Origin of the sequence: Priestia endophytica (genome assembly GCF_026790145.1) — a bacterium.
GTDB lineage: Bacteria > Bacillota > Bacilli > Bacillales > Bacillaceae_H > Bacillus_I > Bacillus_I endophytica_A.
In genome coordinates this window covers 458-26392 of the sequence record NZ_JALAMS010000034.1, presented here as the reverse complement: position 1 = coordinate 26392, position 25935 = coordinate 458, and the positions used below count along the sequence as shown (strand labels likewise).

General features: G+C 34.8%; 24 protein-coding genes. 17 read left to right on the top strand and 7 right to left on the bottom strand.

The window, feature by feature from the left end; all coding sequences use genetic code 11:
- Window positions 1-107 precede the first annotated feature (107 nt).
- Window positions 108-998, top strand: coding sequence for an AraC family transcriptional regulator (locus MOC86_RS21195; protein WP_268585968.1), 891 nt, complete (start codon window positions 108-110; stop codon window positions 996-998).
- A gap of 179 nt (window positions 999-1177) precedes the next feature.
- On the opposite strand, the gene MOC86_RS21190 is transcribed toward MOC86_RS21195, so the two are convergent.
- Window positions 1178-2173 (bottom strand): DUF3231 family protein, encoded by a 996-nt coding sequence (locus tag MOC86_RS21190; RefSeq protein ID WP_268585967.1) that lies wholly within the window; start codon window positions 2171-2173, stop codon window positions 1178-1180.
- A gap of 432 nt (window positions 2174-2605) precedes the next feature.
- On the opposite strand from MOC86_RS21190, the gene MOC86_RS21185 reads away from it, so the two are divergent.
- The gene (locus MOC86_RS21185; protein ID WP_268585966.1) at window positions 2606-4219 is read left to right on the top strand and encodes an FAD-dependent oxidoreductase; all 1614 of its coding nucleotides are present in this window, start codon (window positions 2606-2608) and stop codon (window positions 4217-4219) included.
- A gap of 348 nt (window positions 4220-4567) precedes the next feature.
- Here the strand turns inward: MOC86_RS21185 and MOC86_RS21180 are convergent, their stop codons facing one another.
- The 4 genes from MOC86_RS21180 to MOC86_RS21165 are packed head-to-tail and all read right to left on the bottom strand — an operon-like array spanning window position 4568 to window position 10043.
- Window positions 4568-5908, bottom strand: coding sequence for an APC family permease (locus MOC86_RS21180; protein WP_268585965.1), 1341 nt, complete (start codon window positions 5906-5908; stop codon window positions 4568-4570).
- Between the two features lie 15 nt (window positions 5909-5923).
- On the bottom strand, window positions 5924-7447 hold the full coding sequence (locus tag MOC86_RS21175; protein WP_268585964.1) for an aldehyde dehydrogenase family protein: 1524 nt from the start codon (window positions 7445-7447) through the stop codon (window positions 5924-5926).
- Complete coding sequence (locus tag MOC86_RS21170; protein ID WP_268585963.1) at window positions 7407-8777, bottom strand: aspartate aminotransferase family protein; 1371 nt, start codon at window positions 8775-8777, stop codon at window positions 7407-7409. The genes MOC86_RS21175 and MOC86_RS21170 overlap by 41 nt, the downstream gene beginning before the upstream one ends.
- Window positions 8778-8795: 18 nt before the next feature.
- A complete protein-coding gene (locus MOC86_RS21165) occupies window positions 8796-10043 on the bottom strand; it encodes a M20 family metallo-hydrolase (protein WP_268585962.1) in 1248 nt (415 codons plus the stop codon).
- A 158-nt stretch (window positions 10044-10201) separates the two neighbouring features.
- Between MOC86_RS21165 and MOC86_RS21160 the strand changes: the two genes are divergently transcribed.
- From MOC86_RS21160 to MOC86_RS21130, 7 genes are all read left to right on the top strand, one after another.
- Entirely contained in the window at window positions 10202-11599 is a 1398-nt protein-coding gene (locus MOC86_RS21160; protein ID WP_268585961.1) for a sigma-54 interaction domain-containing protein, read from the top strand.
- A gap of 104 nt (window positions 11600-11703) precedes the next feature.
- Window positions 11704-12822, top strand: coding sequence for an agmatine deiminase (gene aguA, locus MOC86_RS21155; protein WP_268585960.1), 1119 nt, complete (start codon window positions 11704-11706; stop codon window positions 12820-12822).
- A gap of 470 nt (window positions 12823-13292) precedes the next feature.
- Complete coding sequence (locus MOC86_RS21150) at window positions 13293-14648, top strand: APC family permease (RefSeq protein WP_268585959.1); 1356 nt, start codon at window positions 13293-13295, stop codon at window positions 14646-14648.
- A 52-nt stretch (window positions 14649-14700) separates the two neighbouring features.
- On the top strand, window positions 14701-16347 hold the full coding sequence (locus MOC86_RS21145) for an amidohydrolase (RefSeq protein WP_268585958.1): 1647 nt from the start codon (window positions 14701-14703) through the stop codon (window positions 16345-16347).
- Between the two features lie 115 nt (window positions 16348-16462).
- Window positions 16463-17041, top strand: coding sequence for a TetR/AcrR family transcriptional regulator (locus tag MOC86_RS21140; RefSeq protein WP_268585957.1), 579 nt, complete (start codon window positions 16463-16465; stop codon window positions 17039-17041).
- A 252-nt stretch (window positions 17042-17293) separates the two neighbouring features.
- Entirely contained in the window at window positions 17294-17950 is a 657-nt protein-coding gene (locus MOC86_RS21135) for a 2OG-Fe(II) oxygenase (RefSeq protein ID WP_268585955.1), read from the top strand.
- Between the two features lie 328 nt (window positions 17951-18278).
- Window positions 18279-19883 (top strand): subtype B tannase, encoded by a 1605-nt coding sequence (locus MOC86_RS21130; RefSeq protein ID WP_268585953.1) that lies wholly within the window; start codon window positions 18279-18281, stop codon window positions 19881-19883.
- Window positions 19884-19986: 103 nt separating this feature from the next.
- On the opposite strand, the gene MOC86_RS21125 is transcribed toward MOC86_RS21130, so the two are convergent.
- Window positions 19987-20457 (bottom strand): hypothetical protein, encoded by a 471-nt coding sequence (locus MOC86_RS21125; RefSeq protein ID WP_268585952.1) that lies wholly within the window; start codon window positions 20455-20457, stop codon window positions 19987-19989.
- 66 nt (window positions 20458-20523) lie between these two features.
- Entirely contained in the window at window positions 20524-21528 is a 1005-nt protein-coding gene (locus MOC86_RS21120; protein ID WP_268585951.1) for a DUF3231 family protein, read from the bottom strand.
- A gap of 300 nt (window positions 21529-21828) precedes the next feature.
- Between MOC86_RS21120 and MOC86_RS21115 the strand changes: the two genes are divergently transcribed.
- The 8 genes from MOC86_RS21115 to MOC86_RS21080 all read left to right on the top strand — a co-directional run.
- Entirely contained in the window at window positions 21829-21984 is a 156-nt protein-coding gene (locus MOC86_RS21115; protein ID WP_082023575.1) for a DUF1540 domain-containing protein, read from the top strand.
- A 177-nt stretch (window positions 21985-22161) separates the two neighbouring features.
- A complete protein-coding gene (locus MOC86_RS21110) occupies window positions 22162-22752 on the top strand; it encodes a TetR family transcriptional regulator (protein ID WP_268585949.1) in 591 nt (196 codons plus the stop codon).
- 86 nt (window positions 22753-22838) lie between these two features.
- Complete coding sequence (locus MOC86_RS21105) at window positions 22839-23174, top strand: DMT family transporter (RefSeq protein ID WP_124050794.1); 336 nt, start codon at window positions 22839-22841, stop codon at window positions 23172-23174.
- The gene (locus tag MOC86_RS21100; RefSeq protein ID WP_268585948.1) at window positions 23174-23488 is read left to right on the top strand and encodes a DMT family transporter; all 315 of its coding nucleotides are present in this window, start codon (window positions 23174-23176) and stop codon (window positions 23486-23488) included. The genes MOC86_RS21105 and MOC86_RS21100 overlap by 1 nt, the downstream gene beginning before the upstream one ends.
- A gap of 99 nt (window positions 23489-23587) precedes the next feature.
- The gene (gene speG / locus MOC86_RS21095) at window positions 23588-24106 is read left to right on the top strand and encodes a spermidine N1-acetyltransferase (RefSeq protein ID WP_268585947.1); all 519 of its coding nucleotides are present in this window, start codon (window positions 23588-23590) and stop codon (window positions 24104-24106) included.
- Window positions 24107-24692: 586 nt separating this feature from the next.
- Window positions 24693-24989: a hypothetical protein gene (locus MOC86_RS21090; RefSeq protein ID WP_268585946.1), complete on the top strand. Its 297-nt coding sequence runs from the start codon at window positions 24693-24695 to the stop codon at window positions 24987-24989.
- A 437-nt stretch (window positions 24990-25426) separates the two neighbouring features.
- Window positions 25427-25723 carry a helix-turn-helix domain-containing protein gene (locus tag MOC86_RS21085; protein ID WP_197234561.1) on the top strand — a complete coding sequence of 99 codons (297 nt, stop codon included), beginning with the start codon at window positions 25427-25429 and terminating at the stop codon, window positions 25721-25723.
- A gap of 8 nt (window positions 25724-25731) precedes the next feature.
- A partial coding sequence (locus MOC86_RS21080; RefSeq protein WP_268585945.1) for a transposase occupies window positions 25732-25935 on the top strand: 204 nt, incomplete at its 3' end.

Sequence of the window (25935 nt, the reverse complement as noted above, 5' to 3'; positions counted from 1 at the left end):
AAGGCTGCTCAAGGTGCATAGAAAGAAGAAAACCTACATAATAGTGCACAAAATGTCGGATAGCTCAATTTAAATCCTGCTATTCTGATCATAAGGAGGTCATATAAATGAATTTGCTTAGGAATATGAATGGAGCTTTACAATATATCGAAGAGAACCTAACTAACGATGTGGATTTTAGAGAAGTAGCAAGGCGGGCTTTTTGTTCTGAATATCACTTTAAAAGAATGTTTTCTTTCCTAGCGGGCATTACGTTGTCAGAGTACATTCGCCGAAGACGCCTTACTCTTGCAGCATTCGAACTTAAAAATAGTAACATGAAAGTTATTGATATTGCGATAAAATACCAATACAATTCACCGGATTCTTTCACAAGAGCTTTTCAAAATTTACATGGGATAACTCCTTCAGAAGCTAAAAAGAATGGCCATTCACTTAAAGCCTATCCACGAATGACCTTCGAGTTATCAATTAAAGGAGGAAATGAAATGAACTATCGAATTGAAGAAAAAGAGGCATTTTGTATAGTGGGTATTAAGGAAAGAGTCCCGATCATATTTCACGGAGTTAACCCACATATTGCTGCTATGTGGGAAAGTTTAAATGAAGAAACGATAAATAAACTCAAAAACCTTTCTAATGTCGAACCATTAGGACTGCTTAGCGCATCCGTGAATTTTTCTGAGGGGCGAATGGAGGAAAAAGGGGAGCTTGACCATTATATTGGTGTGGCAACAACAAAGGAATGTCCAGATAATCTGACGAGACTTGAAGTACCTGCTTTAACATGGGTAGTGTTCGAAGCAGTTGGGCCATTCCCAGGGGCATTACAAGATGTATGGGGGCGAATTTATTCTGAATGGTTTCCATCCTCAAATTATGAACAAGTAGAAGGACCAGAAATTTTATGGAATGAACATAAAGATGTAACGTCACCAACTTTTAGAAGTGAGATATGGATACCTGTGTTAAAAAATAATGATGATAGAGGCGTGTAATAAATATTTTCAGGTAGAGAGAAAGAGAAGGTTACAAATGTAATCTTCTCTTCTAATTTATAGCTCTCTGTAAGCAACATGAAATGAACTAAAATTGTAAATGGTATACACCTATGTAAAGGAAGATGGCCTATAGCAACTTGAAGGATTTCCTCAAAGTACTAGACATAAAAAAAGATTTAATCCTCTAATTTTTTACGATCTTCTGCTCTAGGTGGTTCTTCCATCCACTTATGATCAATCATACTTTTTCCAATACGACTATATATCCATAAACTATTCAGCCCGGCCTTTTCACAATGTGCTGAAATATCAGCTCTCATGCTTGAAATGACAGAAGTATTATAGTAAGTTACGGCTACACCAAAAAGGAACCCAGTTTGAAGAAGGATCAGTTTGTCTGAAAAAGGAGAAGCCGTGGAATTTGTAACTTCTGTCTCCAATGATTGAGGAAGATGAAGGTTGTCCTTGATTAGTAACGATGAGAATCCTTCGATATGTTTATTTTTTACTTGTAGGCTTTTTTCCAATAGGTTACGTACTGTTGGGTCTTTAGCGACTTGTTTGAAAGCAAATATTAGGGCCTTTGCAGTTATGGCTTTGCTTAAATTATAATAAATATGCCCGCTTTCAATGGAATTCATAGGTCTACGTTTACCTAAGATATTTGTGACATACTTGTAGTTTTTTATAATCTTAACTTTCTTTGGTGTTACATATGTAGGTGGTCGTTGATAAAGTTGTTTTGAGATAAGAAGATCTTTCGCTTTTTTATAAATCTCCATCGCATCAAGATTACATTGTTGATAAAATTCGACGATATCTTCCCGTATGGAAGCTGTAAACGATAAACTATATTCGTTAAGGCCATGAGTAGTCATTATATGAAGGTATTTAAGACACAGAACGTCTGTAAATAGAGGAGGAGCATCTAGATTTACATCCTCTTCTGTAAATCCATTAGGAATTGGGAATTTTTCTTGGTTAAATAAATTTTCTAAGGTTTTGATATGTTGAGATGAAATTTTTAAGGCTAATTGAAAGAGCTGATGTATTTCAGGATCCTGGATTGTTTGAAGCATATATTTATTTACACATGCAGATAAGGTTTCACGGATATAGTGGGCCCACAAATTTGCGATTTCAGCCGATGTTAAATGGTTATTTTCTTGCAATTTCTTTTTCCTCCGTATAAAAACTATTTTTTCATAGTTTGCCCTCCTTTTAAGCTTTCATACAGATTCGCTTTTTTGATAACATGTCTGATTATCGCGGTTATGGTAACTAAAAGCATAGAGGGTATACATCTAAAAAAGAAGAAATTTCTTAGGGGGAGGAGGGGGGATTTTTAGATATTCATGTGACTAGTCGATGTCTCACAGCGCTTTTGAGTAGTTTATCTAGAATATGTATTCGTTACACGTTTTTATGAGAATATAAGCATTATTTGCTAATGAAAAAAGTACCCTTTATTTGGGGCGTACTCTATCTATATGATAAAACATGCTTTAATAAAAGTCTACAATTTCATATTTTTTTATATTATAGTTTGATTACTGAATTCAGTGGTATCCATGGGTAAATATAAGATTGAAAGGAAAATGTTTATGACACACAAGAATACTTCTGTTTTAATAGTGGGGGGAGGTCTCAGTGGGCTCACTTCTGCTCTTTTTTTAGCACGTTATAACATTGATTATTTACTCATTGAAAAGCATTCTAGTACGGCTATACATCCAAAAGCTGGAGGAATTACGTTTCGTACGATGGAGTTATTTCGACAACTTGGATTAGAGTCAGCTATTCGTACTGCTAGTAAACCGTTAGATCATATTCGTGGAAGGATTGCTGTGGAAACACTCCAAAATATAGACCTAGCGAAGTTAAAAAAGGTAGAGAGTGTACAAAAGGCAACTGACGAAAGGGTAGCTAAAAGTATTGAAAAAATTAGCCCTTCAAAGGCAGCATCGTGTTATCAAACAGAGATAGAGCCTATCCTTCTTCAAGCTATTGAACAAAGAAAAGGGCATATACGCTTTAATACTGAACTTATAAAATACCAACAGGATGATTTAGGGGTTACCGCGACTATAAGGGATCGAGAGACAGGAACAGAAGAAGTAATTCGAAGTGATTATTTAGTAGCGGCAGATGGTGCTAAAAGCACAATTCGTAAACATACGAACATTCCAACGACGGGAAGAGGTGTAATAGGCGGCTATTATATGAATATCCATTTTCGGGCGAATCTAAGTCATTTTCTGAAAGGTAGCCAGTTTGGTTTCTACCAAATTCTAAATCCAGAAGTATTTGGTGCGCTAATTACAGTTAATAATTGTGATGAATGGATTTACCATGTAGCCTATGATCCTTCAAAGGGACAGTGCCCAGAGGATTTTTCTGAAGATGAGTGCTATAAGATTATAACAAAAGCTATAGGAGTTTCAAATCTTGATATTGCTATTTTAAGTATTTTACCTTGGGCAGCTGTAGAAAGGACAGCTACTCGTTTTCAGGATAAGCGAGTCTTTCTAGTTGGAGATGCAGCTCACCTTATGCCGCCTACCGGAGGGTTTGGTTCAAATACAGGGATTCAAGATGCTCATAACTTAGCTTGGAAACTGGCAGCAGTCATCCAAAAACAAGCACATCCAAGATTGCTCCAAACCTATCATGATGAAAGATATCATGTTGTAAAAGAAACAACGAAATATGCTAGTGATTTGTTATTTAGTGCTGTGAATAAAGGGGTAAGCAATCTTAATAATATGGATCATCTTGCAATTACAGTAGGATATAAATATAGTTCAGGAGCCATCAGTGAGGAAAAACTTAATACACATAGAATGGATCGATTAGAGCTAAAAGGACAACCAGGTACACGTGCTCCACATATGTGGTTGAAGTATCAAGATAAGTATATATCTACCTTAGATTTAATAGGTGAAAATTTTGTTCTATTAACGGGTGAAGATAATAAATGTTGGCGCACTGCTGCTGAGGATGTAGCTTCTCACCTAGGCATTTGTATCGATGTTTATGGCATTGGTTCAGAGAGTGATTTGGTTGAGTATGAGGGGAATTGGGAAGCAGTGTACAATATTTCCTCTCAAGGTGCTGTATTAATAAGACCAGATGGTTTTGTAGCATGGCGCACAAAAGAGAGAATAGTGAATCCTAACTTAATGCTTAAACAAGTTATGACTACAATTCTAGGGTAAGACAGTGAAACAATATATGTCTTACACAATAGGAAACTGATAAGCTTCCTCAGTATAAAATAGAAAAAGCAGGCAGTTTCCTAGAGATACTGCCTGCTTTTTACACCGTAAGTTAATAAAGCAATCATTCTGTTTTGAAGTATTCTCTACTTATGCTGTTCTAACGATTGATTTAAATCAAGTATAAGAGATCATCACTAGCTTCTGTACCAGTGGATAGGCAGGGCCTTACACCAGAAGCCTTTTGCTGTTCTTCAGTGACCTGTTGATGTTGGATAACAAGTAATTTAGAATCTCCACCATTAGCTAAATGTGAAACCCATTTTAAAGAATGTATACATATTGATCCTACATGCCACTTAGTTCATCATAGTGAAGCTCAACAGGTGCTTTCTTAAAGAAACGCGTTGTACTAGTCAGATAAACTACCCCTAACAAAGTCCAAATGCCTCCTATAAGTAAAGAAAAAGGATTAAGACTTATCCAGAGAAAACCAGTAAAAACTAGGCCAAGGAAAGGGAATAGGAAATTCTCCAAAAAAGCGGGTTTCTTTTTCCTCTTAAAATATGCATATAAAACACAGATGTTAACAAAAGTGAAAGCCGAGAAAGCTCCAAAATTAACGAGTGCTGTTGCCTTTTCTAAATCTAAAAAAAGTGCAGTTGCTGCTAGTAATCCTACTATTAGAATATTAAAAAGAGGTGTTTTAGAACGAGGGTGCAAATAAGAGAATACTCTCTTAGGCAATGCCCCATCTCGTCCCATTGCATATAAAAATCTTGATGCGACTAACTGTGATGCTAACCCAGAAGCAATGCAAGATAATAAAGCTGCTCCTAAAAAGAAAGCAAGAAACAAGTTTCCACCTAAATGAACGGCAATTTCGGGAGAAGCTGCTTCATAATTATTAAACTGACTAGCACTAGGAAAAAGAGATTGCATAAGATAGGTAACAGTAACGAAAAAGACTAGTCCACCTATTGCTAGTAAGATAATAGCTTTTGGAATCGTTTTTTCTGGCCTAACTGTTTCATCACATAGATTCGTGATGGCATCAAAGCCTACAAAAGATAACGTAAGGAGAGCTGCTCCAGGAAGTAGAGTAGGAAATTCATTAGGTGTTGGCAATAAATCATGAATAGGCATAAATTGAGCTGATGTATTTAATAAATCTTTGAGACAAAGACCTATAAAAACTATTACAACAATGAATTGTAGGATAACAAGCCAAGTATTTAGGGTTGTCGCTATTTTGATTCCTACACAGTTCATTAAAGTAATAAAAGTAATTAATGAAATGACCCACACCCACTTTGGAACATTTGGAAACCCTGATGATAAATAAACACTAGCTAGTAAAGCGTTAATCATAGGTAAGGCTAAATAAGCGATAAAGGATACCCATCCAACCAGGATTGCGGCATAAGGGTGAATAATTCTCTTTGTATATAAATACACAGAACCTGCTATTGGATACTTTTGCACAAGTTTCCGATAACTAAGAGCTGTAAATAAAATGGAGATAAACACAATAAAATAAGCAAGGGGAACAAGTCCAGTTGTAACATGTGAGACAATACCAAAAGTATCAAATACGGCAAAAGGAGCCATATAAGCAAAACCAATTGCTACTACATGTTTCATCCTCAATTGACGCTCCGGAGCTACTTGTTTAGTTGAATTATTCATCCAAGGATAACCTCTCTAATCTAAATTTACCCAAACACTTTTAACTTCTGTATAATTCTCTAATGCATACGATCCCATTTCTCTTCCATATCCTGATTGTTTGTAACCTCCAAAAGGAACAGCTGCATTCGTAAGATTATAACAGTTGACCCATACGGTTCCGGCCTTTAATTTACTTGCTAATTGGTGGGCGTTTTTTACATTTTCTGTCCATATTCCAGCTGCTAATCCGTAAATTGAGTTATTAGCTTTAGACACAACATCTTCTAGTGTATCATAAGGGATAACGACAACAACAGGACCAAATATCTCTTCTTTTGCAATCGTCATTTCATCATCTACGTCAGTAAAAACAGTAGGAGTGATAAAGCAACCTTTGTCTAACTTTTGGCCACCAGCTAATAGTGTTGCGCCTTCATTAACTCCTTTCTCGATGTAGGAAAGAACTGTATCTTGTTGTTTTTTCGATACTAAGGGGCCCATCTCCGTATCTTCTTCTAAACCATTTCCTAATTTCACATTTTCAGCATAATGTTTTAACTCTTGAACAACGAGGTCATAAGAATCTTTTTGAACATAGACTCTAGACCCGGCACAACAAACTTGCCCTTGATTAGCCATAATTCCGGAAAATACACCAGGTATAGCTTTTGTTAAGTCTGCATCAGGTAAGATAATGTTAGGAGACTTTCCTCCTAATTCTAATGTTACGCGCTTTAGTGTTTGTGCCGCCTTCTGCATGATTGCTTTCCCGACGGCGGTAGAGCCTGTAAAAGCAATCTTATCGACATCAGGGTGCTGTACAAGTGCTTCACCTGTGATAGAACCCTTTCCATTTATAATGTTTACAACTCCCTTTGGAAAGCCAGCTTCTTCAATTAATTTAGCAAGATATAAAGCTGAAAGGGGAGTCTGCTCTGCGGGCTTCAATACGACCGTACATCCAGTAGCTAAAGCAGGTGCAATCTTCCAAATAGCCATCATAATAGGAAAGTTCCAAGGGATAATTTGTCCTACAACGCCGACTGGTTCATGCTGTGTATAAGTGAAATATTGAGGAGACATAGGAATCGTTTGTCCACCCCATTTTGTTGTCCATCCTGCATAATAACGAAGCTGCTCAATAGCGTTTGGTAAGTCATTACCTAGCATTTCTGCGATAGGTTTCCCATTATCTAATGTATCGATTTCTGCTAAAATACGAATATCTCTTTCCATTAAGTTTGCTAACTTATATAAATATTGACCACGAATTGAACCATCCATCCGAGCCCATTCTCCGTGTTCGAATGCAGATCGAGCTGCATAAACAGCTCGATCTACATCTTCTTCCGTTGCCTCAGCAACCCGAGCGAGAAGTTCTCCGGTAGCTGGATTACATGTTTCAAAAGTACCAGTCATAGGGGATGAATACCATTCCCCATTAATAAAAAGTGTTTTAGGTTCTTCTAAGAAATCTAATACTTCTTTTGTTATGTTCAACACGAGTGTTTCCTCCTTATAGCCCAAGTCGTTTTGAATAAGCAGAGAGTGATTCATCTACAATTGAGATAATTGTCTCGATATCCTCTTGTTGTGAGATAAGAGGGGGAGCAATAGCTACAATGTTCATCCCAGGTTCGAAATCAAATCCTCTGATAAGCAATCCACGTTTTTTACATTCTTCAACAATACTCATTGCGGCAGCTTCCTCTGGTGTAAAGGTGATATTTTGCTCAGGATCTTTTATTAAATCAAATCCTGTTAACAACCCTCGTCCTCGACCATTATGAAAGAATTGGTATTTATCGCTGAGATAATCAAATCCTTTTAAAAGAAGTTTCCCCATTTGCTCAGCTTGATCAATGAGGTTTTCCCTTTCAATAATTTCAAGGTTTTTCAAACCAACTGCGCATGCTGTAGGGTGACCACTATAGGTAAATCCGTGAGCAAGCATATCTGGTACTTCACATATAGCATCCATAATAGGGGTGCGCATCACAACCGCTCCAAGTTGAGCATATCCACTTGTGATTCCTTTGGCTACAGACATGAAGTCAGGAACAATGTCCCAATGATTTACACCGAAGGAACGACCAGTACGACCAAATCCACAAATGACTTCATCTGCAATAAGGAGAATATTTTGCTCATCACACAATTTACGGACAGCCTGTAAATAATCTTCTGGAGGGACGTGGACGCCACCAGCACCTTGAATAGGTTCTATAATAACAGCTGCTACATGGTTAGCGCCTTCTCGCTCAATAGTGCCACGAATACTATTTTGATAAGAAGGATGATTAATATCACCAAGTTCACAAGAAGTTAAATGGGGTTCTGCATTTATGATGTCGGGATCTCCTGAGCCTGAAAATGCACGATATACTTCAATACCTGTAGCTCTTTGAGCAGCAACTGTTACACCATGATATCCTCTTTTTAATGAAATAATTTTCTTTTTGTTTGCTAATCCTTTTCTTTCCCAATAAAAACGAGCCAATTTAAAAGCTGTATCATTAGATTCAGAACCCCCAGAGGTGTAAAATACGCTGTCTAAGTCACCCGGTGTCATCGAAGTAATTTTCTCAGCAAGTTTTACGGCCGGTTCATTTGAATATCCATAAAACATTGAGCTGTAAGCTAGCTTTTGCATTTGATCGAAGCTAACTAGTGCTAACTCTTTATTACCGTGTCCTACGTTTACATTCCATAGCATAGACACACCATCAATATATTTGTTGTTATCCATATCAAAGATATGAAGTCCTTCACCTCGCTCAAAAATAATCGTAGGTCCATTATTACGATTAAAAGCAGGGGACGTAGAAGGATGTAAAATATGTTGTTTATCCAATTCAGCTAGTGTATAAAGCGTTTGATTTTTCATTTATATCGCTCCTATTCATTAAATAGTTTTTGGGATTTTTGCGCCAGATAACTGACACACAACATCTAGCAAAAGATTAGCGCCATTTACTAAGTCATCATCTCTCGTAAATTCCTCTTCATTGTGACTAATGCCGCGATGGCTTGGAACAAATATCATCCCTGTTTTAGTTATTTCAGCCATATACTTCGCATCATGCCCAGGCCCGCTAAACATTCTTTTAGTAGATAAATTTCTCTCCTCTGCACATTTGCTAATTGTCTCAATAACTTTTTCAGAAAAAGTAACGCTATCATTTTCCCATGAGGTATGAAAAGTTAGCTCTACATTGCATAAACCTGAGATTGTACTCAATTGCTGTTTCATTACTTCAAGAGCTCTTTCTCTTTGTTCATCTTCTTCATGGCGAATATCAACAATAAATTCAACTTTTCCTGAAATAACATTAGGTACGTTAGGATAGACATTTAATTGTCCAACTGTAGTTTTTAAACCTTCATATTCCTGTGCTAATTTATCTATGCTTTCTATCATCTTTGCTGCTGCTACAACTGCATCTTTACGGTTTTCCATTGGTGTTGGACCAGCGTGATTCATCTCACCTTCCACTGTAATACTAATCCAACTAATTCCTTGGATTCCTTCGACAACTCCAATTTCTAATTGTTCTTCTTCAAGAATAGGACCTTGTTCAATATGTAGTTCTATAAAGTATTCAGCTTTTTGTAACCTATTCTCTTTTAGTCCTTTATAACCAATACTTGAAAGTGCATCATGAAACTTTATTCCGTCTCTATCTTGGCGAGAATAAATGAAATCTTTCTCAAATACACCACATACTCCACCAGATCCTAGCATTGGTGGTTCAAATCTTGCTCCTTCTTCATTCGTAAAATTAATAATCTCAATTGGACGATCTGTTTGTACATTTGCTTCGTTCAAAGAACGAACAACCTCCAAAGCTGCTAATACACCTAAAATTCCGTCAAAACGCCCTCCACAAGGCTGAGTATCGAGATGTGATCCAATGACAACAGGCATTTGGTGATGAGATTTTCCTTCACGTCTACCATACATATTGCCAAAATCATCTACTCTAATAGATAATCCTTCTTCTTTAAACCACTTGATTAGTAGATTCCTCATTTGCTTATCGTCTATTGATAAAGCTAAACGATGTAGGCCTCCATTAGGAGTTGCTCCAATTGCTGAACTTTCTTTTATAGACTGGAGCAGCCTTTGTTGATTAATATTTAAGCCATTCATATTTGTTAAATCACCTCCGTACTGTAATTAGTTGCAAGTATCGTGCCAACATAAAAAGTTAAGGATTAATTGAAATTTTCAGAATAATATTTTAAAATGAATCGATAATGATTCAAATACAAATCGATATCGACTCAGATTAGATTGGAGTGAAAGCTATGAGCCCTGTCTTTTTAAGCTCAGAAATAAAAATGATGCTTGATCAATTAAAAGATGGTATTTATATAGCTAACAAAAATGGAGTAACATTATGGATTAATCAAACAAGTGAAAAACAACTAGGTGTGAAGCGAAAAGATATTATTGGGAAAACAGCTGATGAACTAGAAGCACGAAATTTATTTACTCCTTCCGTAACAAAAATTGTACTAAAGAAAAGAAAAACAATATCGAAAGCTCAAACTTCAAAAGGAATTCAATATTTAGCTACAGGTAGTTTAATTGAATTAGAGGAAACAGGAGAAGAATACGTAATTGTGCATGTTAAAGATATTTCTGAGATGGTTAAAAATGCTTTTAAACTTAAAAAAGCAGAAACTCTTATGAGTCAATACTGGAATGAAATACAGAAAATGAAAAGTGAGAAAAGAGACAAAACAGGAGAAAAGCGACTTATTGGAACAAGTGACGCTCATAATGAAGTAATGGATCTTTTAAGAAGAGTCGCTAATTTTGACGCTACTATTCTATTACAAGGAGAAACAGGAGTCGGAAAAAGCGTGTTTGCAAAAGAAGTCCATGTTCTAAGTGAACGAAGAAATCAACCATTTGTTCAAGTAAACTGTGGAGCTCTTCCAGCTAATTTAATTGAGTCAGAATTGTTTGGTTATAAGAAAGGAGCTTTTACAGGGGCTAACAGCAGAGGAAAAACGGGTTTAATTGAAGAAGCATCTGGTGGAACCTTATTTTTAGATGAAATTGGTGAATTCCCCCTAGAACTACAGCCTAAACTGCTTCAATTTCTTCAAGACAAGTCGTTTCTTCCGATTGGTTCTACAGTTTTACAGCACTCTGATACAAGGATAATTACAGCAACAAACCAGGATTTATTACAGCTTGTAAAAGAAAAACGTTTTAGAGAAGATCTGTATTATCGGTTAAATGTCATTCCTATAGAGATTCTTTCCCTTAAAGAACGAAGAGAAGACATTCTCCCACTTGCGCATCACTTTCTTCAAACTTATAACTATAAATATCAAAGAAATGTCGTACTATCAAAAGAAGTTCAACCTTTTTTCTATCGTTATAACTGGCCCGGAAATATCCGTGAACTAGAAAATCTTATCGAAAGACTTGTTATTACAGTAAGGCAAGAAAAAATCTTAGAAAATGACTTGCCATACCACATGCTAAAAACTAACGATGAACCAGCTTCATTAGGAGCAGAGGAAGAGGAGTTACAAGGAAAAAGCCTTTCTGAGTATTTAGATAGTATAGAGCGTAAGATGATTTTTAAAGCTTATTCTAAATATAAATCTACTCGTAAAATGGCAGAGAAGCTTGGCTTGACTCAGTCTGCTGTTGTACGTCGAATGAAAAAATATGATATTTCATAACTTTTTATTTACTAATCTCTAAATATTAAATTGAAAATTAATTGGCACAAAACTTGCATTATAAATAACTGTCAGAAACTGAAAGGTTTAAGGAGGAATTTACAGTGAGTTTATCAATTACAAATCGTACACCTAAAAAGGACGGGTTTAGAATGCCTGGAGAGTTTGAACAACATGCAGGTACATGGATGTTATGGCCTGTCAGAACAGATACTTGGCGCAATGGAGCAAAACCTGCACAACAAGTTTTCGCTAAAGTAGTAAGTTCTATCGCTGAGTTTGAACCTGTTACTGTAGGTGTGAACGCGGAACAGTACGAAAATGCAAGAGCTATGCTTCCTCATCATGTTCGAGTTGTAGAAATCTCTTCAAATGATGCTTGGATGAGAGATATTGGTCCTACATTTGTAAAGAATGAGGAGGGAGTGGTAAGAGGAATAAACTGGGGATTTAATGCTTGGGGAGGACTTCAAGGAGGGTTATACTTTCCATGGGATCTTGATTTAATGGTAAAAAAGAAAGTTCTTGAAATCGAAAATAAAGACTGTTATGAATGTACAGAATTTATCTTAGAAGGTGGATCTATTACTGTAGACGGAGAAGGAACTTTAATTACAACAGAGCAATGTCTATTAAACAAGAACCGCAACCCACATCTTTCTAAAAGTGAAATTGAAGATAAATTAAAGGAGTATTTAAACATTGAAAAAGTAATATGGCTTAAAGATGGACTGATAGGAGATGAAACAGATGGACATGTAGATGACTTGGCTTTTTTTGTTCGTCCAGGAGAAGTTGCTATCGGCTGGACAGAAGATGTTAATCATCCCCAATACCATGTTCATCAGGAAGCATATGAAATACTAAAAGAAGCTACAGATGCAAAGGGCAGATCTCTAACCATTCATAAAATTGAATTACCTAATGAACTCATTCTCTCAAAAGAAGCAAGTGAGAATATCGATTTTGCCTCATCTAGTTATAAACGTGAAGAAGGCATGCCTTTTGTTGCCACATATATTAATTGCTATCTATGCAACGGAGCTGTAATTGTTCCTTCATTTGATGATCCAAGTGATGATAAAGCTCGAAAGAAATTTGAAGAAATTTATCCAGATCGAAAAGTCATCTTAATAGATACGCGTGAGCTTCCGATAGCTGGAGGAAATATTCATTGTATTACACAACAACAACCTGCATCTACGTTTCAGAAAAATTATTAAATAAAAACCATATTAAAAGTTAATTTGTCATCTTATCTATGTAAGGCAAGATGACAAATTTCAACATAAAATATCCCTATATGCTATTCTTGGAATGGAAAACAGCAAAACAACCGGCTGTATTTCTCTTTAAATGCCTTACAATAGTATTTCTTAATTAAAGACACTCAATTAAGTGATTAGTCATAAATCAACATCCTGCCTATACTAACTAACGGTAGTTAATATGAGGTAGGGTGTTATGTCTAGAACAAAAATAAATGATGATCTACGCCTATACACCTACTTATAAAATCTTATCCTGTAAAAACAAGCATATTCTAGCTTCCTTATTAAAAAACTCTCATTTTTTTCGTAGTATATAAATAAATATCATCGTTTTGATAATCATGGGGATGTCATTTTAGTCTTTACATAAAAAGAGATTTATATAGATTTAAAGACATTACCGTATGAAGGAGGAGAGTGTTATGACAAAAGAAACATCTGAGCTGAAACCTTTGTTAAATACAAGGCATATCGTTTTATTTGGTCTGTCTTTTATGGCCCCTATTACTGTTTTTAGCACATATGGCATTGCTATTAATCAAACGAAAGGGATGGTGCCAACAGCTTATATTATTGCTTTAACGGTCATCTTATTCACAGCTTATAGTTACGCCAAAATGGTTAAAGTTTATCCTGCGACTGGTTCTGCTTATGCTTTTGTTCAGAAAGGGATCAATTCACATCTTGGTTTTCTAGTAGGATGGGTCATCTTGCTAGATTATATGTTTAGCCCTATGATTAGTTCCTTACTTTTTGGAACTATGCTAAATGCGTATTTTCCAAAAGTTCCAATCGAACTTTGCATTGTATTTTTTGTGATAATTGTGACGATAGTTAACATTTTGGGAATTAAAATTGCCACAAATGTAAATACCTTTCTTGTCTTTTTCCAAATCTCTTTCATTCTCATTTTTAGTTTCTTTTGTATACAGGGATTGATGTCAGGAAAGGGGGCAGGGGAACTATTTACAAGAGAACCTTTTTATAATTCAAGTGTTGATTGGAATAACATTCTATCTGTTGTTCCTCTCCTATGTTTTAGTTTTCTTGGATTTGATGCGGTTACTACGTTGGCTGAAGAGACTAAAAATCCTAAAAAAGCACTCCCAAAGGCTATTTTCGCTATTACCTTAATAGGAGGGCTACTCTTTGTCATAGCTACTTATTTTGCACAGGCTATATTTCCAAAGTTTAGCACGTTTCAAAATCCTGATACTGCTATAGTAGATGTTATAAAATATGCTGGTGGTAATTTTCTGAACAGTCTGTTTGTTTCTGTTGTATTAACCTCTTCTATCTCATCTGCTATAGCCTCAGGGACTAGTGGGGCGAGGATATTGTATGCGATGGGTAGAGATAATGTTCTTCCTAAAAAAGTGTTTGGTTATATTTCTTTAACCTTTAAAACACCAATCTATAACTTATTAATAATTGCTTGTATTGCATTAAGTGCCATATTTCTAAGTATAGAAACAGCTACCTCTCTCATTAACTTTGGAGCTCTATTCTCTTTTATGTTTGTGAATATCGCTGTAATTGTTCACTATTTTATAAGAGGAAAGCAGAGGAGTCTGAGAAGTGGCATATTTAATTTACTCATTCCTCTAATAGGTGCTGTTATTATTTTGCTGTTTATAACGAAGTTAAATATTTACTCTCTATTATTAGGAGGGACTTGGTTACTGGTTGGCTTTGTTTATTTACTATATTTAACCAAAATGTTTCAAAAGCGTCCTCCAGAATTTGATTTGCAAAACAAAAATATAAGCTCTATGTAGAGCCTATATATAGACATTTATCCATCATTTTATAAGGAAAGAGGTAATTTATATGGGTATGAAAAAAGCAGATATGGTGATTTCAAGTGATGCTCTATTTACAGGACTTACGGAGAAACCAACTTCAGGCTCAATTGCGGTTTTAGATAATAAAATTATAGGGGTAGGGCCAAAAACAGAAATTGAACATCTTATTGGAAATGAGACTAAAATATTAAATTATGGAAACCAACTCATTATGCCTGGATTTCATGATTTTCACCTTCACATTATGTTTGGTTCATTAAGTATAAATAGTGTTAATCTATCCGACGCTATGTCAGCTGAGGATGTAGCTAAAAAGGTTTGGGAATTCTCAAAAGAATGTGATGAAGGTGAATGGATTATAGGGATGCAATGGGATGCTGGTTATTGGGATGATAAACAAGAACCACATTACAAAATCCTTGATTCTATGATTCCAAATCAACCTGTTGTTCTCTTTCATGCTGAAGGTCATTATACATGGGTAAACAGTAAGGCTATGAGTTTAGCAGAAATTAACGAAGATATAGATGATCCAAGCTTTGGTCGCTTTGAAAGAGATGAAAACGGTTTACTCACAGGGGTTTTATATGAACAAGCTCAACAGGTAGTTCTAAAAGAAACATTAAAATTAACGCAAAGCAAAAAAGAAACGTTACTAAAAAAATTTTTAGAAATGACTGCTCAATATGGCATTACCTCTGTTAACGACCTATACGCTCCAATAGATGATTTTATTCAAGATTACAGCCTCTATGAAAAACTTGACCAACAAGGAAAATTAACAACTCGATTTCATATTACACCTGAATTAGATGGTGACTTAGAGAAAGCAAAGGTTCTCCGTGATAAATATCAATCAAAAAGCCTTCAATTCTCAGGTCTAAAGCAATTTGTGGATGGAACAGTAACAGGACATACCGCTTATTTTCTAGAACCTTATTCTGATCAACCAGATTCTTATGGACACCCAGCTCTAGATGCGGAAATTTTAGTTAATAGAGTTATCGAGGCAGACAAACTCGGTTTTAGAATAAGGTTTCATGCTATTGGAGATGCTGCAATTCGTTTAGCTTTAGATGCCTTTGAAGAGGCTGTAAAAAAGAATGGGAAAAGAGATTCTAGGCATACAATAGAACATATTGAGGTTCTTGATCCTAATGATACGAAACGTTTTTCAAAGTTAGGGGTTATGGCTTCTATGCAACCAGACCATATGGCCGCTTCATCAAGAGATGTGTATTCTGCTATTATCGGTCCTAAAAGGGAGAGAAATATCTTTCAGGCAAAAAATCTTCTAAGATCTGGAGCTCACTTATGTTTGGGAACAGACTATCCCATTTCTATATCACTAAATCCTATGAGACAAATATATACGGCAGTTACACGAATTGATAATAGTGGAGATTCAAATCATACATGGCTTCCTGAACAAAGGTTGACTATCGGTGAGGCACTCCAAGCCTACACAGCAGGACCAGCACATGGATGTTTTAGGGAACATGAGTTAGGCACAATTGAGGTAGGAAAACTTGCTGATATTATCGTTTTGGATCGGAATCTTTTTGAAGTGCCAACACATGAGATTCTTGAGACTAAAGTGCAACTTACAATAAAGGATGGAAATATTGTTTATGAAAAGAAAGAAGTCTCGATTTCTGAAACATCTTCGTAATGAGGTAATGTATGATAATTCTCTATAATAAGAGAGAAGATGAAAAGGATTAGATTTAGAAGGGAAACGTGTTTATAATTTTATATAGTGATATCAGAAATTATGGAGGGTAACAATGACAAAGGATAAAATTAAAGCCGTTTCCTTAAAACTTTTTACTGAGTATGGATATGATGGAACGACCTTATCAGAAATTGCGAGGATAGTAGGGATCCAGAAGCCATCAATATATAATCATTTTAAGAGTAAAGAAGATCTTTATTTATGCCTTTTTGAATCTATTCTTGGAGAGCATATTTATAACATTAATCAACTTATAGAAGAGATCCATGAGTTATCTCCTAAAGAGAAATTAAAGTACATTCTTTTTGATACATGTAAATATTATAAACACCATGAAAATGAATCAACTTTTTTGAAAAGAGCGATGATTTTTCCACCAAAGCATCTAAAACATATTCTAAATGAGAAATTTCTTTCGTCTGAAGCTTCTTTTTCATCTATTTTACATGCTATTTTTTTAGAAGGTATTGAAAAGAAAGAAATACGTCCAGGAAATATTGAAAACCTAATTATGTCTTATTTATGTTTAATTGACGGCATATTTATTGAATTTTCCTATTATGGTCCTGAAAAGATGGAATCAAGAATACAGAATATATGGGATAATTTTTGGTTTGGTGTAGGTGAATAAGATGATAAAGGTCTTTACTTGTAGGACATGCACCTCAGCATATGAAACCGAAAAAAATTAATCGTTTTATAAGAGATTTTTTTTAAAATGAATGAGTAGATTACAGGCTGCTTTCTAAAATGAGAGCGGTCTTTTTATTTACTTTACTAGCAGAATTTACTTGTCTTTTATGATATAATCCATATAGGTAAGCGGTTACATATAGTTAGGTGAAGATTCAGGAAAATAATTCTTTTGAGGAGCCGATGAAAGATGAGTCTAAATCATACATCTTTAATGACTAAAGAACAAACAATTTTTAACCATGCGGGGAGCAAAATTAAATTAAAAGATAGAGAGATTGATATTATCACTCGTTTAGAAGAGCCTCTTGTTCTAGTGTTAGGGAATGTCCTAAGTAATGAAGAATGTGATGAACTCATACAACTATCGAAAGATAAAATGCAACGTTCAAGAATTGGCGCTGCACGTGAAGTAAATAATATGAGAACAAGTAGCGGAATGTTTTTTGAAGAAAGCGAAAACGAACTTGTACATGCAATTGAAATGAGAAGTTCTGATATCATGGGCCCATCTATTGAGCATGCTGAAGGCCTCCAAATTTTAAAATACTTACCTGATCAAGAATATAAAGCACATCATGATTATTTTGCTTCTACCAGCAAAGCATCTAAAAACAATCGCATTAGTACATTAATTATGTACTTAAACGATGTTGAAGAGGGAGGGGAAACTTATTTTCCTAAGCTAGGTTTCTCCGTATCTCCAAAAAAAGGAATGGCCTTATATTTTGAATATTTTTATGAAAATACTGAACTTAATGAACTCACCCTTCACGGTGGAGCGCCTGTCGTTAAAGGAGAAAAATGGGTTGCTACTCAGTGGATGCGAAAACAAAGAGTTCGATGAAAAAATCACGCAGAGCGTGATTTTTTATTTTGCTTTCAATTCCTAACAGAAAAATCTTAAGGTTTTCTTAAGGTTTATTCGCAATAATACGTGTAATCAATAAATTTTAAATCTAGAGGTGCTGTTTCACATGAAAGAAGGGAGTTGAGTTTTTGTTTAGTTCCATTTAAATTCACTTCAATATGTTTATTAGTACAGGTAATGATGGGAGAGAAATTTGATATAAGCTATCTATATTAGAGGGTACAAAGATGGTGTACTATACACCTCTAATATAGGAAGCCCATTTAAAAGGAAAAAGTATAGTTTTTAAGAAGGAGATTAAAAAATGAAAGCTAAAAAAATACTTACTTCTGTTTTGATGTGTGGGTTCCTAAGCGCACCATTGATGAATGTTTCTGCTGCTAATTCAGATACTAATACAACTACAAAGTACAGTTTAAAATTTAACTCGAATAACTACACAGAAGAGACGGCAACAGTAGACGGAAAAACAATTACCTATCGTGCTTACGAAAAAATCGTTTATGTTAAGAATCCTGTTGACACGAAGTATGAAATTATGAATATTTATGTGCCTGAAGAGTATTATGAGGGAACATCCATTGGTAGCTACAATGCAGATACCGCGCCTATCTTCTTTCCAAATACAGTTGGGGGTTATATGCCTGCAGAGCCTGGAAGTCCTGGTCTAGATGAACGAAGTGGGGAACCAAATGCGGCACTTGTAGCACTCTCAAAAGGATATGTGGTAGCAGAGCCTGGTGCACGCGGTCGAACAACACAAAATGAAAGTGGAGAATATACAGGTAAAGCTCCTGCGGCTATTGTGGACTTAAAAGCTGCAGTTCGTTATTTACGTTATAACGATAAAATTATGCCTGGTGATGCTGAGAAAATTATTTCAAATGGGACAAGCGCAGGTGGTGCACTCTCTGCTTTGCTTGGTGCTACTGGGAATAGTAAGGATTACGACTCTTATTTAAAGAAACTTGGAGCAGCAAATGAGCGCGACGACATCTTTGCCGTATCTTCCTACGCTGCAATCACAGATTTAGATCATGCTGATATGGCCTATGAGTGGCTGTTTAATGGTATTAATGATTATAAGAAGCTTGTCATTTCTAGTGATACCGACTATCACATTCAAAGAGAAATGGTGGAAGGAACGTTGACCGAAGATCAAATTCAAGTCTCGAACGAACTAAGTGCTCTGTTCCCTAACTATGTGAATAGTCTAAAGCTTACCGACTCTAATGGAACACCATTAACATTAAATAAGAACGGGAACGGTACGTTTAAAGAGTACGTTAAATCCTTTGTCATGGATTCCGCGCAAAAAGCACTAGACAGCGGGACCGATTTATCTTCTCTTACATGGATTACAATTAAAGATGGAAAAGTGACTAATCTTGATTTTGATCAATACGTCCAATATGTCGGCAGAATGAAGACTCCGTCTGCGTTTGATGGATTGGATTTAACCAATGCTGAGAACGAGCTGTTTGGTACGTCAACTACGAAGGCTCAGCACTTTACTCAGTATAGTTTAGAGAATAGCACAGTGAGCAGTACACTTGCGGACGCTTCCCTAATAAAAATGATGAACCCGCTATACTATATCGGAGCAAAGGGAACTACTACTTCTTCGTATTGGCGTATTCGTCAGGGCACAGTAGATAATGATACTTCTCTCGCCGTTCCAACTCTTTTATCAGCAAAATTAGAAAACAGCGGGTTCAATGTTGATTTCTCTATGCCTTGGGACCAATCGCACGGTGGAGATTATGATTTAGATGAGCTGTTTGAGTGGACAGATAATATTGTTGCATCATCAAAAGATTCTCCATCTTCTAATAGTAAAAAGAGAGCAACTAACACATCTAACAACGGAAAGGATAGCAATGTAAATAAGAACGCGAAAAGTTCTTGATTGTGTTCAATAGATTATCATACAAAGAAGAGGTCCACATTTTAGTTTTAATATACATGCTAGATTTTGAGAAACAGACAGAATTTTTACTGTCTGTTCTTTTTTATGAGGTGGAGTTTTCTATCTTCCAAAGAATTATTTTCTTTATAGTTATTCCAACGAGTAAGCCAATTGGTAAACAAAGAAAAGATAGCCATATTGGTCCTAATAATATATTCTTTATCGTAAACGTAGAGGAGTAAATGACTCCAACTGTAACAAAATAGGCGGAGAAGACGAAGGGGATAAACATGAAAGGAGAATGTTCGCCCTCGGCATCTCTATAAGCATCCCACATTGCAAAGAAATAAAGACAGGGGTAAAACATTAACCATTGGTAATGAGTTTGCTCAATTGCCTTTTCAATTTCTCCTTGAAAGCTTAATATGATAACTGTATTAAAATTAGCCTGAACATTGATTAATATTTCTAATCCAATAAATAGAATTCCTTTTATAAGTTTTCCATTCATTAGTTGAGGAAAGCCTGGTAATGCTATGCTCGAAAAAATACTTTCTAATCCCTTTTTGGTCATTTTCTTCACTTCTATTTTTTATTTTTCTAGAGTGTTCAATTCATATGTGATTTAATTTTGTTATGATTAATCCTTCATTAATTTTGTTCGATCTTCCATTTGTGGTGGTTCCTCTAACCAACCGTTTTCAATCATAATTTTAACTCCATCATCAGCATAGAAGTAGATATCCTTTGCAATTAATGCCGTTTTCATCGATACATCTTTTCTCAGACTGAAAATGGTTCCAAAACTACTTCCTACAAGGCCAAAACCATTTAAAAGGTAAATGCAAAACATCATAAGTTTTTGTGAAAATGGAGCCTCTTTAGAAGTTGTTACAGTACTTCCAGAAGTTGCAGAAAACTGAACATCATTTTGAAGAAGAATGTCTTCAAATACTTTTATCTGTTTTTTAGCCAGTTCTTTTCCTTTCACAAAATATTGTTTAACTTCTTTATTTGTTGCACATTGTGCGAATCCAGTAATCAATTGCATTCCAATATTATTTGTCTCGATTCCATGATGAAGATAACCTAGTTCAATGTCATTCAAAGCTCTTTTTTTATTAAAGGGATTAAATCCATTTAGATAGTTTTTACTTTCAACAAACTCAGAGGACTTAGGCATTGTCACTTTAGGTGGACGGATAAGAATCCCTTTTTCGAGTAAATAAATAGTAGATGATTTATAAATTTTTTGGGTGGTAGAAGTCAAACCTTCATAAATTTCCATAACCTCATCTTGATAGGACATATTCATATTAAGTGTGTACATGCCCATACTAATTTCTTTTAAAATACGTACGAACATAATATCAAATCCATTGTCATATAACTTAGGGGCTTCTAAATTAACATCTGCTTCAGTAAATCCAATAGGTATAGTTATACCTTGCTCTTGAAAAATGTTCTTTATCTTCGATACATAGTAACTTAGTTCTTGCCATAAGCCTCCCATTATATTTTTAGCTTGTTGATCATCAGCTTTTTCAATGAAATACTCTAATATTCTTAAGATCATGGTTTTTTCTTGATATGTAAGCCAAAGGGTACCGATCTCTGATGCACTTATGGAATTTTTATTTTTCACAATACTCTACCTCCATTTCTATAATTAAATTGTGCTTCAAATGGTTATTAAATATCCAATAAAATATTTTTAATGATTGACATTGTATGAGTTAGCTACAATCGTTTTGTTCTTCAATAATCAGCACAATTGCAAGAAAAAAATGTATTTATCATTTTTAATACAAAATTTTTTGTAATCATTAATTTCAATGGGCTACTTCTGATAAATCACATTATCGTAATTAAATTTGTATAAGATACACAAATAGTATTGACCATATTATATTTGTTAATAATAACAAAAAAGGAGGTGGAAACGATGGCTCAAGATGTTCTTTGTGAAGTCAGCAATTGTACGTATTGGGGTTCTGGAAACAAGTGTCAGGCAGACGCGATTTATGTAGTAAGTCATAAGGGTGAAGAAGCATCAAATAGTGAAGAAACAGACTGCAAAACATTTAAACCACAGCATTAATTTTATAAAAGGTAACCAGGAGTCTGGTTACCTTTTATGATTTGTAGTATTAGTAATGAAAATGATTTTCATTCATGTTATGTAATCACTCTGAATTTTTTGGTATGCTTACTAGAAATTCTATAAATAGTGTGTTAGAATGAATGAACGTCATTCATTTAAGAAGGGAGCTGCCTTATGCAAAAGAAATCAGATGATAAATACAAAAGAATTTTGCAAGCTTCTATAGAAGTTATATCTGAGAAAGGTCTTTATAAAGCATCTATATCAGAGATTGCTAAAAAAGCTGGAATTGCACAAGGAACTTTTTATTTATACTTTAAATCAAAACATGATTTGATACCTGCTATTGCAGATTACCTTTTAACTCTCACATTGAAAAGCGTTCAAGAAGAGGTAAAGGAAGGAGAGAGCTTCTGGGATACTTTGAAAGTCCTAATTGCTGATACTTTTAAGATTACCGAAAAGCATAAGGATATCATTGTGCTTGTTTATTCTGGGCTTGCTTTTAATCATTCTTTAGACAAATGGGAGTTAGTATATGAACCTTATTATAGCTGGCTTGGAAATGTAATGGAGAAGGCTGTTAAACAAAATGAGATTCGAAGTACAACAAACGTCAAATGGACATCCAAAACGATTATCAATCTTATTGAAAATGCAGCTGAAAGATATTACATAGGCCAAGAACAAGATCAATCTCTAGAAAAGTACCAGGCAGAGTTGTTTAATTTTATTAAGAGATCATTACTATTACTTAATGAATAAAAATTATTGGGAATACCCAATAATTTTTATTAACCAAAAAATGAATGACATTCATTCATTCATTTTTTATAAGGAGTTGAAAGAATATGAATTGGTTATTTGTATTTATTGCGGGACTTTTAGAGGTAGTATGGGCCTCAGGATTAAAACATGCTGAAACAGGATTCCAATGGGGTGGGACTTTTATCCTCATTCTAGTAAGCTTTATACTTCTGATTTATTCGTATAAATCACTTCCTATTGCAGCTGCTTATACTGTGTTTGTTGGGATGGGGACAGTTGGAACATATCTTGTAGGGATTATTTTAGGAGATTCTTTCTCAATCAAACAACTTGTTTTTTTAGCTATTTTATTAGTGGGGATAATAGGAATGAAAGTATTCACAGGAAAAGAGACATATGAAGCTAGAGGTGAAAAGTAATGGTTTGGGGTTTATTATTATTGGCTGGACTTGAAGAGGTTGTAGCGACGATTGCGATGAAATATATAAATGGAAAAAGAAAAAAATGGGCTATACTTACAATGTCAGTTGGTTTTATTTTATCCTTTTTATGTCTATCAAAGGCGATGCAAGTTATCCCAGCTGGGGTTGCTTATGCAGTATGGACAGGTATTGGAAGTATTGGGATCGCGCTAGTTGGGATGCTGTGGTTTAAAGAGAAATTGAGCATTTTTCAGTACTTATCATTGTTTCTTATTTTAATAGGAGTTGTTGGTCTTGGAGTGACTTCATAACTATGAATTTATAAAGTTAGAATAGGATAAGAAGAACAGGAGTGAAGGGTGCAATTCAAAAACTATAGTTACCACAAATTTATGGAGGTTAAATAAAAAATGAGTAAGGATCTTAAATTACGTCCTTTGGAACGCGAAGATTTAAAATTTGTGCATGAACTTAATAATGATGCAAACATCATGTCTTATTGGTTTGAAGAGCCTTATGAAGCTTTTGTAGAGTTACAGGATTTATATGATAAGCATATTCATGATCAAGGTGAGCGTCGTTTTATACTCGAAAAAGATGGTGAAATGATTGGGCTAGTTGAATTAGTAGAAATTGATTATATTCATCGGAGATCAGAGTTTCAAATTATCATTGATCCTAAGCATCAAGGCTATGGTTATGCCATGATTGCTACTAAATTAGCTATGAAATATGCCTTTTCTGTATTAAATATGCATAAACTATATTTAATTGTAGATAAAGAAAATGCTAAGGCTATTCACATTTACAAAAAGGTTGGTTTTTCAGTTGAAGGGGAGTTAGAAGATGAATTTTTCGTTGACGGTAGCTATCATAATGCAATAAGAATGTGTATGTTTCAAAAGCAATACTTAGAAATAGAACAATGAATATACGAAAGAGTGTTACACAGAAAGTAAAACTATAAGATTCACCAGTAATTTTCTCTAAAACAAGCAGTGCGACAAAAGTGCTGCTTGTTTTTTAAAACTGTTTAAAGACTACTATCGATTTTATATAAACTAAATATTAAGGATTCTTTATTTCTCTTAATATAAGTATCTTTCATTGTCTATTTTAATAATCCTTATCTTGCTTTACCTACGGTTTAAGTGAGGTCTTTTTGTTTGTAAAGAAAAGAGGGAATATAACAAAGTAGTTATATGACAAAGCCCTTGGATTCCATGAGAATCCAAGGTTTTTTTCTGCTCATAATGTATATGGAATCTTTAAGTCATAATTAACCGTTAATGAAAGAAACTAATTTTTGAATTTCTAGAGCATGTTTTATGTTAACTTACTTTGCAATGTCATTTGCATTTTTGAAAAATATATTCAAAAAGAGAAAAACCTATTTAATGATTTCATCGTCTAATGCTTATAAAGGGGGATCATTCATTTGTCTGTCTTTTAAATAAGTTTGTGTCATTCCATATGTTTTTATAAATAAGTCGATTGAAAAGGAGAAAATTTAGTATGAACAAACTGTTAATTTTGACAATAGCTTCGGAATTTTTTCTTTTAGCGTCTTTCCTGCTCATTTTCCTAACAACAAGAAAGACAAAAAAGAATATTCTCTTAATACCCTTGCTGATTATTGGAGGCGCACCACTTCTCTATTTAGTCATAGATGATATGAACAATCATTATGTGGATGCCAATATCGGTTTGGGATTAGCTTTTATGTTTACCTGGATATATAGTGTAATTGCTTTTGTCATCGCCATCGTGCTCTTAGTAAAAAGAAATAATAATATTTCAAAAGAACAGTAATTATGGGGCCGGTGTAAGAAATTCAAAGATATGGTTACTATGAAATCTCGTCCTAACGTTGTTGATATTAAAACGGAACAAGAATTAATTATACAATCAGCGGGAAGGAGGCACAACTAAAATAGGGGAGAGCATTATAAAATATAATGCAGCTAACAATCTCTCACTCTTTATTTATCTAAAGAATATCATTACTTGTCTATAATTAGTCTTTATCATACAACAATACAACGGTTGGACTTTTAGCCTTCATAACATGAGTTCTTTTCGTTCTCTTTTTTAAGAAGTTTTTACAGAAACATAGACTGGAAACCTATCCATAAAAGTATACCTAAGAGAAAGGGAGCAAACTTATTGTTACTTAATGATATGATCCCCTTATAGTAGACAGAAAAAAGAGAGCCTTTTATTCTATCTACTACGGAGGGGATTTTTTTATGGGTAAAACTAATAGAACGTATGACCTAAAAACGAAGAGAAAAGCAGTAGACTTATATCTGAAAGAAGAAATGGGGTATAAAACGATTGCGAAGAAGTTAGAAATTGATGTTGCCATCATATATCGATGGGTGAAGCACTTTCAAGCTGAGGGACTAAAAGGTCTCGAAGAAAAACGTGGAAAAGCAAAAGGGGTTGGTAAGGGAAGACCAACTACTCAACCTGAAACAACAGAGACCAAACTGAAACGATTGGAAGCAGAAAATGCACTCTTAAAAAAGTTCTTAGGAAAATGAAAGGAGGAATGGAAGAACTATCAGCACGGGAGAGATATAAGGGAATTCAAGAGCTCGCACATCAATATCCTGTTCAACTCTTGTGTGACCTAGCCCGTGTCTCTCGGAGTGGGTATTATAAATGGATCAAACGACAAACAAGCCCTTCTCCCAAACAGTTAGAGGATCAAAATATCCAGGAAAAGATCAGAGAATGTCATACAAGAATGAAG